10 protein-coding genes and 2 pseudogenes are annotated in these 13,530 nt (G+C 38.2%); 7 read left to right on the plus strand and 5 right to left on the minus strand.

Annotated elements, in window-relative coordinates:
- Positions 1–95 precede the first annotated feature (95 nt).
- Positions 96–1,025 (minus strand): LysR family transcriptional regulator, encoded by a 930-nt coding sequence (locus tag F903_RS09045; RefSeq protein WP_005196421.1) that lies wholly within the window; start codon positions 1,023–1,025, stop codon positions 96–98.
- Positions 1,026–1,713: 688 nt separating this feature from the next.
- On the opposite strand from F903_RS09045, the gene F903_RS09055 reads away from it, so the two are divergent.
- From F903_RS09055 to F903_RS16850, 4 genes and pseudogenes are all read left to right on the plus strand, one after another.
- On the plus strand, positions 1,714–2,754 hold the full coding sequence (locus F903_RS09055; protein WP_005196427.1) for a Bug family tripartite tricarboxylate transporter substrate binding protein: 1,041 nt from the start codon (positions 1,714–1,716) through the stop codon (positions 2,752–2,754).
- 58 nt (positions 2,755–2,812) lie between these two features.
- The gene (locus F903_RS09060; RefSeq protein WP_005196430.1) at positions 2,813–3,256 is read left to right on the plus strand and encodes a tripartite tricarboxylate transporter TctB family protein; all 444 of its coding nucleotides are present in this window, start codon (positions 2,813–2,815) and stop codon (positions 3,254–3,256) included.
- Between the two features lie 13 nt (positions 3,257–3,269).
- Positions 3,270–4,772: a tripartite tricarboxylate transporter permease gene (locus F903_RS09065; RefSeq protein ID WP_005196434.1), complete on the plus strand. Its 1,503-nt coding sequence runs from the start codon at positions 3,270–3,272 to the stop codon at positions 4,770–4,772.
- Between the two features lie 131 nt (positions 4,773–4,903).
- Positions 4,904–5,193 (plus strand): annotated as a pseudogene (locus F903_RS16850) (hypothetical protein); the annotation flags it as partial.
- 151 nt (positions 5,194–5,344) lie between these two features.
- On the opposite strand, the gene F903_RS09070 reads toward F903_RS16850, so the two are convergent.
- Positions 5,345–5,872, minus strand: coding sequence for a hypothetical protein (locus F903_RS09070; protein WP_005196438.1), 528 nt, complete (start codon positions 5,870–5,872; stop codon positions 5,345–5,347).
- Here F903_RS09070 and F903_RS09075 point away from each other — a divergent pair, their 5' ends adjacent.
- Together F903_RS09075 and F903_RS09080 are read left to right on the plus strand one after the other, a co-directional pair.
- On the plus strand, positions 5,873–6,805 hold the full coding sequence (locus F903_RS09075; protein WP_051064200.1) for an IS5-like element ISAba12 family transposase: 933 nt from the start codon (positions 5,873–5,875) through the stop codon (positions 6,803–6,805).
- Positions 6,806–6,844: 39 nt separating this feature from the next.
- Positions 6,845–8,020: an alkyl sulfatase dimerization domain-containing protein gene (locus tag F903_RS09080; RefSeq protein ID WP_005196440.1), complete on the plus strand. Its 1,176-nt coding sequence runs from the start codon at positions 6,845–6,847 to the stop codon at positions 8,018–8,020.
- Between the two features lie 128 nt (positions 8,021–8,148).
- Here the strand turns inward: F903_RS09080 and F903_RS16855 are convergent.
- Positions 8,149–8,299 (minus strand): annotated as a pseudogene (locus tag F903_RS16855) (integrase); the annotation flags it as partial.
- A 375-nt stretch (positions 8,300–8,674) separates the two neighbouring features.
- Here F903_RS16855 and F903_RS09085 point away from each other — a divergent pair.
- Positions 8,675–11,020 (plus strand): TonB-dependent hemoglobin/transferrin/lactoferrin family receptor, encoded by a 2,346-nt coding sequence (locus F903_RS09085; RefSeq protein ID WP_005196458.1) that lies wholly within the window; start codon positions 8,675–8,677, stop codon positions 11,018–11,020.
- Between the two features lie 134 nt (positions 11,021–11,154).
- On the opposite strand, the gene F903_RS09090 is transcribed toward F903_RS09085, so the two are convergent.
- Positions 11,155–12,483, minus strand: coding sequence for a basic amino acid/polyamine antiporter (locus F903_RS09090; RefSeq protein ID WP_005196460.1), 1,329 nt, complete (start codon positions 12,481–12,483; stop codon positions 11,155–11,157).
- A gap of 9 nt (positions 12,484–12,492) precedes the next feature.
- On the minus strand, positions 12,493–13,371 hold the full coding sequence (locus F903_RS09095) for a homocysteine S-methyltransferase family protein (protein WP_005196462.1): 879 nt from the start codon (positions 13,369–13,371) through the stop codon (positions 12,493–12,495).
- Between the last annotated feature and the right edge of the window lie 159 nt (positions 13,372–13,530).

The raw sequence follows: 13,530 nt of genomic DNA on the forward strand, positions 1-13,530 counted from the left end.
AATAAGTCTATTACTCAATCAAGAATGTAAACCTAAATAAAAGTTAGGAGTGAGAAGCTAAAACTAATGAGGTGTTTAAAAAAATTAATGGCGTTCTAGAGAATTAATTCAGAACATGGCCAGCTTTGATTTTGTATAAGCGTTTTAACACAAGCTTTTATGGCTGATTTAGCAGCTAATGCAGCAGGGGACAATTGTTCTTCGGCGAGACTTACTAAATAATTGATACGTTCAATTTCTGGGTCTACGATTTTAAGTAGCTGTAATTTATGTTTATATTCTTGTAGACAAGCACTCCCCGGACGAATGCTTACTAGGTCCAGATGAATAAGACTATCCATGAGTAAATGTAAGCCATCAATCTCATAAGCAACGTTCACTACACCAATCTTATGTTCCAAGAACTTTCTCAAACTATGTCTTTGACGAGGTAGAACTAAGGGGATATCACCGATGTGTTGAGACTGAATCACACCACTATCGATACAGTCATTAAGATGATGTTTTTCTAACACTTCTCTACGTCCCATTAAATACATTTGCTCTCTAACCAATGGTTGTATAGACCATTGCCTGTCTACTTCATTGGTAAAAATAATGGCGAGATCAAGTTGACGTGAATTAATCGCTTGTATCAGATTACCTGATAAGGTTTCTATCATTTCAAGACGGATATCAGGATAGCGTTCTGACATCAATTTCATTAATGGTATTCCCAATAAAGCCGTAATTGTTGGGGGTAAACCAATACTGACATGGCCTGAAAGTCTTGCTGAGTGTGCCGCATCAATTGCAAAGTTGATCTGTCTTAGAATTAATTGTGAATGTTTTAAAAATGCGAGTCCTGCTGGTGTTGGTGATACTCCAAAAGCATTCCGCTGTAATAAACGTATACTTAATTCTTGCTCAAGCTTACTGATCTGCTGACTAATAGCCGATGCACCAATATCAAGTTTTTGGGCAGCTTTTCCAATACTTCCAGCTTCAACCACTGTTAAAAAGTATTTTATTTGTTTAATTTCCATGAAAAAATTCTCTAAGCATCCATGTTAAATTTTTCAAAAAATATTACTCAACATATCAAGTAATATAACTTTAACAGTGTCTACAAAATTAATGATTATTCAAGCAAAAAATATATTGATCTTGAGTCAAGAGAATGCAATTTCTTAGTTCTAAAGATTTAGGGCATATTTTTAAAAATAATATTTTTGTTAGTTTTTTTATATTACTTAAATTAAAACAATATTTTATTTTTATTTTTTGTGGATCTAATTAATGAAAAACACTATGAAATTCAACACTATTTAAAATAATTAAATACCCCTTTAATTCCTCGCTATCACAGAAGTTCCCTTTTTCAAATTAAAGTAAGGAAAATTTGAGAGGGAAGAGATCGATGCACGATGTTCTCATTGTTGGCAGCGGGAATGCTGCGTTAAACCAGAAATGTTTGCATGCTTGTGAATGTGCAAAGTCACATGAATTTGCTGTGGATACTCATCATACAAAGACAAAAGTTAGTTTAGAAACGCATACGAATTTTATCGTATTCACGGTATTTGCTTATATCTATAAAAAGTTACTAATAACGCCAATTTCAGTTGGGTTGAGGCCTCATTTTTTATTGTTAGGTTAAAACCCACTGTTTAAAAAAGAATTTCAAAAAAGTTCAAATCACCAAGACCAAACAAAGGCCATGGAGGTCCCCAAATGGTAGTAGGAAAAACTGTAATGGATGACTTAAAGGATATTTTTATAATGAAAAAACTTTCATTCGCTTTAGTGGCATGTTCGAGCTTGATTTTTACTGGATGTAATACAGGTAGTGCTGCAAAGGAAGTGGGGCAGCCTAAACGTCCTGAATGTATTGCCCCTGCAAAGCCCGGTGGTGGTCTGGATATGACTTGCAAATTGATCCAATCAGGTTTTAAAGAAACTGAGGTTTTGAATGATCCAATTCGTGTGACTTATATGCCCGGCGGTGTAGGAGCGGTTGCTTATAATAAAATTGTAGGCAATGACCCTGCCAATAATGAGGCAGTGATTGCATTTTCCACAGGGTCATTACTTAATCTCGCCCAAGGTAAATTTGGAAATTTTACAGAGAAAGATGTGAAATGGCTTTCAGGTGTTGCCGTCGATTATGGTCTGGTCGCCGTGCATAAAGATTCTCCCTACCAAACTTTAGATGATCTCATAAAGGATCTACAAAAAAATCCTAAGGGAATTAGTTTTGGTGGTGCTGGAAGTGTAGGTGGTCAGGATTGGATGCAATCAGCAATGCTTGCCAAAAAGGCAGGAATTAATCCAACTGATATGAGCTTTGTTGCTTTGGAGGGAGGTGGCGAGGTTTTAACGGCACTTTTAGGTCAGCATGTCAAAGTGGCGGTTGGAAATATCAGTGAAGTCAGTTCAAATTTAGAAGCGGGAAGAATACGAGTGCTTGCTGTATTTGCAAATGAGCGTTTACAAGGCAAATTTTCAAACTTACCAACTGCGAAAGAGCAGGGCTATGATATTGAATGGCCCGTGATTCGCGGCTTTTATATGGGTCCTAAAGTCAGTGATGATGCTTATCAATGGTGGAAAACCTCATTTGATAAAATGATGGAAAACAAAAAATTCGAAACCGTTCGTAATAATCAAGATCTTTTGCCATTTGCACTGACTGGCGACCAAATCACAGCTTATGTTTATAAGCAAACTGACCAAATGCGTCAATTATCTGCTGAATATAAATTATCAAAATAATCAATGAATAAGTACCAGACCACAGGTTTGGTACTTTTTGTTGTGTTAAGGAATAGTGATGAAATCAGAACGTATCCTAACGGGGATTATTGCCCTTTGTGGTTTGGGTTTGGTGATTTATGCAAGTAACTTTGATGCCCCAATTTCCTATGACTCTGTTGGCCCTAGAGCCTTTCCAATTTTGATTATGGGACTGATCACTGCAAGCGCAACTTATTTGACGGTTAGACCCTCGATTATGTTTGAACCAGTTGAACTGGGTTGGAGCAAACATTTAGTTTTTAAAATTGCATTGTGTGCACTTGCGTTGACCTTGTATGCCGCTTTATTTGAGTTGTTGGGATTCATTATTGCAACAACACTACTGACGATCGCGCTCGGAAAACTGTTTAAAGGGAAAACACTTCCCACCATTATCACCGCCTGTATTTTAGGTATTACAACTTATTATTTATTTGACCGTGTATTAGATGTGCCATTACCAATGGGACTGTTGGGTTAAGGATGACAACTTTATGGACATATTAAGTTTTTTAATGACCGGTTTTGAAGTTGCATTGCAGCCACAGAACTTATTAATCGCATTTATTGGTGCATTTATTGGGACGATTGTGGGATTGCTGCCGGGCTTAGGGCCTATTAACGGTGTTGCCATACTTTTACCGTTTGCATACGCGTTGGGTTTACCTGTGGAAAGTGCTTTGATCTTACTTTCCGCAGTTTATCTCGGTTGCGAATATGGGGGGCGAATATCAGCAATTTTGATTAATGTTCCCGGTGATGCAGGTGCAATTATGACCACTTTGGATGGTTATCCTTTAGCACAGCAAGGCAAAGCGGGCATTGCGCTATCCCTTTCATCCGTAAGCTCATTTATTGGAAGCTTGGTTGCCTTTATTGGAATTGTTTTCTTTGCGCCTATTCTCGCAAACTGGGCAATTGCATTTGGACCTGCTGAATACTTTGCTTTGATGGTCTTTGCGATCGTGTGTTTAACTGGCTTAGTGAGTACACAACCTTTTAAAACATTAATCATGGCTTTAATGGGCTTAGGTTTATCAACGGTTGGGATGGATGCGATCACAGGTGTCTATCGCTTTACCTTTGATAGTGTTGGTTTAAGTGATGGCATCGCATTTACAACAATTGTGATCGGCTTATTTAGTGTCAGTGAAATCCTTCTGTTACTTGAAAGAACAACCATTGGAAAAGTAGTACTCGCTCAAGGTAAGAGATCTTTATTCAACTTTAAAGAGCTTATGAGTTCTTTAGCAACGATCATGCGAAGTTCGTTAATTGGATTTTTCTCAGGAATTTTACCAGGTGCGGGTGCCAGCGTTGCGAGTGCTATGGCCTATACCACTGAACGTAAATTGGCTGGTGAAAAAGGTAAGTTTGGTCAGGGTGATCTAAGAGGATTGGCTGCTCCCGAAAGTGCGAATAATGCTGCTGCCTGTGGATCATTTATTCCAATGTTAACCTTGGGTGTACCGGGTTCGGGTACGACTGCCGTTATGATGGGCGCTTTGACTTTGTATAATATTACGCCGGGTCCTCAATTATTTTCAGAGCAACCCGTATTAGTCTGGGCACTGATTGCTTCACTCATGGTTGGGAATATTATTCTTCTGGTCCTGAATTTGCCGTTGGTTGGCTTTTTTGCCAAGTTACTCAATATTCCTAACTATATTCTTATCCCCGTGATTGCAACTGTTAGCTTTGTGGGTGTTTATGCAATTCATAGTACGATCTTTGATTTATTACTTTGCATTGGCTTAGGCGTTGTTGGTTATGTATTGAGGAAATTCGATTTTCCATTGGCACCCTTAATTTTAGGTTTTGTTCTCGGTGAATTGATGGAGTCAAATCTACGCCGTGCGCTTTCTATTTCCCATGGTGAGTTAAGCATTTTGTGGGGTAGCAATATAAGTATAGGGTTATGGGTGATGTCTGGACTGCTCTTGATATTACCTTTTGTAAGAAAATACTTATTCATTAAGAAAAATATGCATAAGTAACGTCTTTAAGGTCAGGATTCCTGACCTTTTTTTAATGAATATAAAACTAAATCTGATTGAATTTTTTAGATACTTTGGGCTTTGTTGCACAAACTTATCTCTAAGGGGTTATTCAGAAAAAAAATTCTCAAATGAATAATCCTGTATCTAAAATCTATCGTACGCCAATTGGTCTTCTTACAACAAAACTTTGATTAATCGAGGGAACATCACGGTATGGTTTGATCCCAACACTCGATGGTATGCTGAATCAAGATGTTGAAACCCGGCAAATACGAGCAGTTCAATTGACCACAAACAATGTTAGTGATTTCCAAGTACTTAGTGATTTACTAAATAAAATCTCTGAAGACAAACCGATTAATTGTTTTAAACCGATGGTGTTGAGGATATGAAACACTGTTGAAAAGTTATTTCAAATTGACAATTCCATGCAGTGATTTCACCAAGAAAAATGCTAAGCATTGGAAAAATACAAGAACACATTTGAAATAGAGCCTCACAAGGAGGCTCTATAGTATTTTATGCCTAAAAAAGCCAACTGTATTAATATAGGTCCGATTCTACAGTTTTTAGGTTCCATTACATTCTAAGTTGTTGATCTTATCTTGGCTAAGGTATTGAATGTTTGGTAAATAATCACCCATGATTGACTTTTCATCTCCCCAAGTTTCAGTATTTTGTACTGCTTGATTGAAGCCTTGGTTGGGGAGTAAATTTCTCATAATCAATAATCCAAAATCTTCATGACCATAATCTTGACCTTCGGGACTCTTTAAACCACTACCACGAGGTGATAAAGCTAAGAATTTATAACCACATTCTTCGGTAGCATTTTTTGGACGATCTTCAGGTAAAGATACAATAATTTTATATTTTCCTTCAGCATCTAAGTTCTTGCTTAAATCACCATCATATAAGCAATAGTTCGTTGCAGTAGAAGTGATTTCATTGGTACAAATAGAAAGATAACGTAGATCACTAGAAGTTAAAACTTCTTCGTTATTTTGTGTTGCTGGAGTTTTTGGTAATTTTCCATCTAATAGGGCTTTGTTGCACAAACCTATCTGTAAAGGGTTTTTCAGCGATATAATTTTCAAATGAAGAAGCCTGCACACAAAATCTACCGCACAACCAATTGGCCCGCATATAACCGAGCACTCATGAGTCGCGGAAATATTGCCATTTGGTTTGATCCTGCTACGCAATGGTATGCTCCGTCCATCGGTAAACAAGGGCGAAATCAAACCTACTCCGACGCAGCCATCCAATGCTGCTTAATGATTAAATCCTTATTCCGTCTGTCTTTACGTATGGTCACTGGCTTTGTGCAAAGTCTGATTAAACTTTGCGGATTAAATTGGATAGCTCCAGATTACACCACGCTTTGTAGAAGACAAAAGCATATTGATATTGTAATCAGCTACCAAAAAAGTAGCGATGGGCTGCATCTACTCATGGACTCTACAGGCATGAAGTTTCTAGGTGAGGGCGAATGGAAACGCAAGAAACATGGACCTGAATATCGTCGCCAATGGCGTAAACTTCATATTGGTATAGATGCTAAAACCCTACAAATACGAGCAGTTCAGCTTACAACCAATAATGTCAGTGATTCACAGGTGCTTGGTGATTTACTTAATCAGATTCCACAAGATGAGCAGATTAACTCTGTTTATACCGATGGAGCTTATGACACCAAGCAATGCCGTCAGGTCATTGCAGATCGGCAAGCGCATGCGGTGATTCCACCTAGAAAAAATGCGAAACCATGGAAAGATACAAAGAGTAGCTCGCTAGAGCGAAATGAATTACTTCGAACAATTAAACGTTTAGGCAGGACACTATGGAAAAAATGGTCAGGCTATCATCGGCGAAGTTTGGTTGAAACTAAGATGCATTGCATCAAATTATTAGGAGATAAACTCAGTGCAAGGAGTTTTGATAGCCAAGTCAATGAGATCCATGCACGTGTGGCAGTCCTTAACAGATTTACGGAATTAGGTCGACCACTTACCCAAGTTACGCCTTAAATTTGGCTCAATTAGGGGCGCTTTGCATTTCAAATCTTTGTGCAACAAAGCCCTGTAGATGGATTGGACTTAGTATTTTATAATGTACCACATGCCGAAGCACCAGCTGAGTTAACTTTCGCGATACCATCAATGAAAGCATATTGTGGTTCAGAAATTGTTGCACACACTTTACATAACCTTTATACACTCCGTGGCGCTAAAGTCCGTGATACTTTAAAGTGGGTGGGCTATCTTGATCAAGCATTAGATCATACGCAAGATACTGAAATTTTCTTTGCACAACATCATTGGCCTGTGTGGGGCAATAAAAACATCCAAAAATTTATAACAGTGCAACGGGATAGTTATAAATTTATACATGATCAGACTGTTCGTATGATCAATGCAGGAATGAATGGTGCTGAAATTGCAGAAGCTATTAAATTTCCAGAAACATTGGATCAAGAACTTAGCATCCACGGTTACTATGGTACTTTAAAACATAATGCTAGGGCGGTGTATCAATATTACATGGGGTGGTTTGATGCGAACCCTGCAAATTTAGATAGTTTGCCACCAACTCAAGTAGCTAAAGAGTATGTGGAATTAGCTGGTGGTGAAAATGCTATGATTAAATTAGCGCAAAAGGCATATACTCAGGCGAATTATCGTTGGGCTGCAGAACTATTGAAGCATGTACTAAACTATAATCCAAATAATAAACAAGCTAAAGATTTACAGATAAAGACATTCAGCCAACTTGGATATATGGCGGAAGCATCCACTTGGCGGAATTTTTATTTAACTGGTGCTATGGAACTTGAAACAGGTGCTCCTAGAAAAGGTGTATCAACTGAAATGTTATTAGAAATGCTTGAACATACACCTATTGAGCGTTTTCTTGAATCAATGGCAGCAAGTCTTAATGCAGATCGTGCTAAAGATGTGGATATGGTCATTAATTTAGTTTTTTCAGATTTAAATGAAAGCTATCAAATTTCGGTTAAAAATTCTGTTATGCACTTTAAAGCTGTGCCAAAAGCCGAAAATGTCCATACAACATTGACACTGACTAAACCATTTTTCCTTAAAATGGTGACAGGGCAAAGTGGAGCATTAGATTTGATGTTCTCTAAAGAAACAAAAATAGATGGGAGTCGATTAGATTTGCGTCGTTTCTTTTCGTTGATTGATAAAGCTCCTGGAACTTTCCCTATAGTCACTAGAAAATGATTTTAGTTATTATTTATGGAAATTTTTATTAGAGACTGTTGGACTCTTATTAAAGAAGCCAAATAAATATACAAGCTAAAGCCATGAAATTTCCTAATTACACTTTAGCTTGTTATATCGAGTGACTATTCCTTTGGTCGTTTATGGGCAATTACATGCTTACAGACATCACGATGATAATCGGTTTTATCTGCTGACCAGTCACGGAAAGTAGATCTATGTGGTAATTATTCGATTTTGTTTAGAATCAATTAAGTATCCAAGCATGTGTATTTTTAAAAATACGTAAGCATAGACCATCAATACTCCCAACGGCTTGCTTGTCATCAGCTTTCAAATTTGCTGAGAGTTCTTTCGCTTTTTCATAGCCTTAATTTTGCCTCTATAAAGTAATCAAAATAAGAAGATTGGACTAAAAATCATAACAATCCATTTACAAACACATTAATGTAAATGATAATTAATATCATTAATGCTGTGTTGCATTGTTTATTCTAATGTTATGCATTTTTAACCATTCTCAGACGGTCTTTGCTTTAAGAAATAGTGATGCGATAACGTACTTTAAATAAGTTATTGATTTCAATTTTTCTAGCTTAGAGGTCAGTTGTGTTTAGAACAACTTATGATCTTGATTAAATTTAGTGAACCTATATGTCCAAATCTCCCAACACTCATACACTTCTCCAACCACATGCATTGGCTATCGCAATTGCTTTATCAATGGGGCTCATGTCTCAGACTTACGCAGAAAGAAGCTCAAAGCCTCCGATAGAGACTGAAGATAAACGTAAATCGAATGCCGCTGTAGTGAATGTGAGTGCTCAGAATCAAATTTATCAGATGACTCCGATTGTCGTACAAGCTGAAACAGAAGATACCATTCAGTTTGGGCAAAGTGTTTTAAACCAAAAAGCGATTGATCGTTATCAAGCCAATAATGTTGCGCAATTATTGGATAATATGCCAAGTGTTGGTTCTGCTGGTTCACCAAGACCGGGTGGTCAAACGATCAATATCCTTGGGATGGGTGGCGTTGAGGATGTGCCGATTAGCTTGGATGATTCGATTAAAAGTTTTGATAAATATCGTCAAGGTTCGGTTTTTATTGAACCAGAAATTTTAAAGAAAATTACTGTAGATAAAGGTCCACATAATGTTGAAGTAGGAAATGGTGGCTTCGGCGGTAAAGTCACTTTAGAAACCAAAGACGCAGCTGATTTACTTATTGGTGATAACAATGTTGGTGCTTTTTTAAAGTATTCACGCTTCTCAAATAATGCACAAAATACCTATACTGGGGCAGTTTATGGTCAGACTGAAAATGGTCTGGCTGATGGGATGTTGTACTATACCAATCGAGATAGTGGGGATGTGAAACGCCCAGATGGCAGCAAATTTCTATATTCTGCACAAGAGCAAAATACCTATTTGGTTAAGCTTAATTTTCATCCTACAGACAGCCAAAAAATTACGCTAAATGCGATGCAAAGTGGTCATAAAGGTTGGGAACCATTTGCGGCCATGCGTGATCAAGACGCTGTACCAACTGAGGCAGATATTAAAAAATATGGTTATGAGGAAGCTTGGAAACGCCGTCTGGTTTATCGTGATCAGAACGATACCAGCTATTCGATTGGCTATGAACTTAATCCAGAATCAAATCCATATCTGAATTTGAAAGCCGTTGCATCCTATTCCAAGACGAATCAACACGACCAAAGATTACCTAGTGTTAATGCTTCTGCAGCATTATTGGGAAATGAAAGCTGGGTGAAGTATACCAATACTGCATTTAAGCTCAGTAACATTAGCAATATTGAAACCCAATACGGTACGCATAAATTAAAAGTGGGTACGCAATATCAAAAAATGGAACAGAACTCACTTCTTTATGATAAGAATAATTCCAATAAACCTGATTATAACTTTGGCTATTATGAGCCGAACTACATGCCATCAGGGCATCAGCAGATGCTGAGTGCATTTGTAGAAGACCAGTATCAAATCAACGATTTCACGATTACTCCTTCGATTCGCTACGATCATATTACCAATACAGGCACTCCAAACCGCGCACCACGTTTTAATGATCCAAGTGCAGGGCATGATTATTCTAGTAAAACTTATACAGGTTGGTCGCCACGGTTGGCATTGGCATGGAAGCAGGCAGACTATTTGACGTGGTTTGCCAATATCAGTAAAACATGGCGCGCCCCACGCGTAGACGAACAATATTATGTGCAATCTGCAATGACTTCGGTGCCATCAACCAGTCGTTATTTATTGCCAGAGAAAATGCTGGCGATCCGTCTAGGAAGTGAAATGAATTTTGATGATATCTTTGCGACAGATGATCATCTACAAGTTCGTCTGACTTATCACCTTAATCGCGGTGGCGATGAAATCTTTCGTAACCGATCGACTTTTTGTAAAGCACAAGCAGAAAACAATGCCAATGGTGGCAATGGCAGCATCAATGATTGTAATGGAAAGTATCATCATGGCTTCTATCGCAATGTCACAGACTATACGATCAAAGCGTATGAGGCGGAGATTTTCTATAATCAGCCGACTTGGTTTACAGGTTTAACCTATTCATATATTCGGGGACAACGTGATAATTCTCCTGTGAACCCATGGTTCGATCAAAAAACATGGATGACGGATATTCCACCGAAGAAAGCAACAGCAACCTTAGGTGTCAATGTTCCAGAGCATCACCTAACGATGGGCTGGCGAGGGATATTTGTTGCTGCACAAGATCGCAGTCTTTCCGATAATGATAAGTCGATTGCAGCATCCTCGTTTTCTTTACCCAAAACCAAAGGATATTCACTGCATGGGGTTTACATCGACTGGCAGCCTGTTGGAGAAAAAGGGCCAGCCTTAAATCTTTCGATAGATAACTTATTTAATCGAGACTACAAGATGTATTTAGGGGAGTATATGACGGGTACAGGGCGAGATTATAAACTCAGTATTTCTCAAAAATTCTAAGTTTGGTTAAGTGCTAAATTAGAGCTGAATTTCTTTTAAAAAGTTATAAAACCCCTTGTTTAAAAGGGGTTTTATTTGTTTTCTACTGCCGCTTTATTAAACGAAAAAGATCCTTATCGAATTGAAAATCAACGCTATAATTTGCTGTAGCTCGCTCTTTTATTTGCATATCTGCTATAAAAAAAGATAAACAAACCCACTAAATACAAGCAGCCTGAAAGTAGTAGCAGTGAGATTCCTGCGGCATAAAGTAACCAAGAGGCGTATAGCACAGCAATGAGTGCGATCCAAATATGCTTAGACCGCTTATTTCTCAATGATTCTTTTAAGTAAAATGCGGAAACGAGAAAGTAAGGTAATAAAATCATCACTGATGAAATTAATAATAATTGCATGTAGTTTTTGTCAAAAAAGCATACCGCGATCAGTGAAATCTGAACCACAATCGAGGTTAACCACAATGATGCGATAGGGACATTATTGCGATTGGTTTTTAGGAAAAACTGGGGGAATGCTTTATTTTTCGCAGCGAGGAAAGGAATCTCAGTGGCAAAAAGTGTCCAGCTTAAATAAGAAGAACATACTGAAATAATCAAGCCTAAAGTAATAATGATCGTTCCCGGCAAACCAATCAACTGTTCTAAAATGGTTGCCATCGATGGATTATGCATATCGGCTAATTCTGCGCGGTTGGCCACACCATAGGAAAGCACAGTGACTAAAACGTAGAAACTTAATGCCAGTAATACGCCCAGTATCGTAGCGCGACCAATGTCATTTCGTTTTTTAGCGCGTGATGACAAAACTACCGCACCTTCAATGCCTGTAAATACCCAAAGTGTAATCAGCATCAGGTTCCTGACTTGTTCCCACACAGGCATCTGTAATGAAAAATCAAAATAATTGAGCTTAAAAAGTTCGAGGTTGAAGGCAATAAAAGTAAAAATGATGAAGATCACAATCGGAATGATTTTGGCGATGGTCGCAATTAAATTGACCAGTGAAGCCTCTTTAATGCCTTGGCTTACTAACCAATGTACCATCCAAACAAAAATTGAAGAGCCAATCAGCGCATAAAGGGTGTTTCCTTCACCAAAATAGATATGGTCTGGGCGGTCTGTAAACATACCCACGGCAGAGAATGCAATCACGACATATCCAACAATACCGATGGTGGTACACAGCCAGTAACCCCATGCGGAACAGAAGCCGATAAGTTCACCGAACCCTTCACGTGCATAATTATAGATACCGCCATCTAGGTCTGGTCGCTGTCGTGTTAAATATAAAAATGCAAAGGCGAGAAAAAGAATTCCTACGCCCGTAATGAGCCAAGCCATTAATAAAGCTTCGCCATTGGCGACAAAGGCCATATTTTGAGGAAGGCTAAAGACACCAGAACCGACCATTGAACTAAAAACAAGAGCGGTTAAAGAAAGTAAGCCAATTTTAGAGGTAGACATAAAGCAGACTTACTGTTTTAAAAACTTTGAGAGTGTTGAAATGTGTTCTGGACCGATACCACAACAACCACCAATCAGGGTTGCGCCCGCATTTTTCCACGCTTGGGCAAATTTTAAATATAGATCAGGGTTTAAGTCAGCACGTACTTCATCTAAACCATCATTGGCCGTTGCTTCACTGTTTTGCGGTGGAAAAGCATTGGCATAGGCGCCAATTTGTATATGGTCAGGAAGAAGTTGTCTGATTGCTACGATGGCTTGTAAAATAACTTCGGGTTGGCAGCAGTTAAACAGCACGGCATCTGCATTTAATCGCTTGAGTAGTTCTGCGACTTGTTCAATGTTTTCACCAGAACGCAAAAGCGGCTTTTCTTGTTGGATTTCATCTTGAAGGGTGAAAGAAACCCAAAAATCTCGATCATCTTTTGGCAATAAAGCATGGACAGTTTCGACTTCTGCAATACAGGATTGGGTTTCAGCTAGCCAAAAATCAACATGTGGAGAAAGTGTTTCTATAATAGGTTTTGCTAATTTCTGAGCTTCTTCTTGTTTAAATAAATCAGCTCGATAAGATCCAAACAGTGGTGGCAAACAACCCGCAATTAAAACATCTTTGTCACTTTCTGAGACCGCCTGTTTGGCTTGATTCACAGCGACTTGAACTAGATCTCTAACTTCATTGTCGAATCTATCTTGACCAATATGAAATGGAACGACAGCATAATTATTGGTTGTGATGACTTCTGCGCCAGCTCGAATAAAATCTAAGTGAACCTCTTTCACGATCTCTGGCGCTTCTGTTAAGGCTAAAGCAGACCACTCAGGCTGGCGAAAAGGTGCTCCTCGGCGTGCAAGTTCTCGACCAAAACCGCCATCTAATATTTTCATAAAGTTAAATCATATTTAATTTTTAAGAGGGCAATTATAATTGAACTAAATAAAGTGTTAAGGGTCAAAAAGACCAAATATTCTTATATCTATATCACGTAAAATTGATAGCTTTTTTCGATCTATATCTTTTTGTTAGATGAATAACTTGAAGATAAA

Origin of the sequence: Acinetobacter sp. NIPH 298 (genome assembly GCF_000369505.1) — a bacterium.
Taxonomy (GTDB): domain Bacteria; phylum Pseudomonadota; class Gammaproteobacteria; order Pseudomonadales; family Moraxellaceae; genus Acinetobacter.

Coding starts and splice junctions, on each gene's coding strand:
- F903_RS09085 (WP_005196458.1), top strand. CDS start 8,675: ATGTCCAAATCTCCCAACACTCATACACTTCTCCAACCACATGCATTG.
- F903_RS09095 (WP_005196462.1), bottom strand. CDS start 13,371: ATGAAAATATTAGATGGCGGTTTTGGTCGAGAACTTGCACGCCGAGGA.
- F903_RS09090 (WP_005196460.1), bottom strand. CDS start 12,483: ATGTCTACCTCTAAAATTGGCTTACTTTCTTTAACCGCTCTTGTTTTT.
- F903_RS09055 (WP_005196427.1), top strand. CDS start 1,714: ATGGTAGTAGGAAAAACTGTAATGGATGACTTAAAGGATATTTTTATA.
- F903_RS09075 (WP_051064200.1), top strand. CDS start 5,873: ATGAAGAAGCCTGCACACAAAATCTACCGCACAACCAATTGGCCCGCA.
- F903_RS09065 (WP_005196434.1), top strand. CDS start 3,270: ATGGACATATTAAGTTTTTTAATGACCGGTTTTGAAGTTGCATTGCAG.
- F903_RS09060 (WP_005196430.1), top strand. CDS start 2,813: ATGAAATCAGAACGTATCCTAACGGGGATTATTGCCCTTTGTGGTTTG.
- F903_RS09045 (WP_005196421.1), bottom strand. CDS start 1,025: ATGGAAATTAAACAAATAAAATACTTTTTAACAGTGGTTGAAGCTGGA.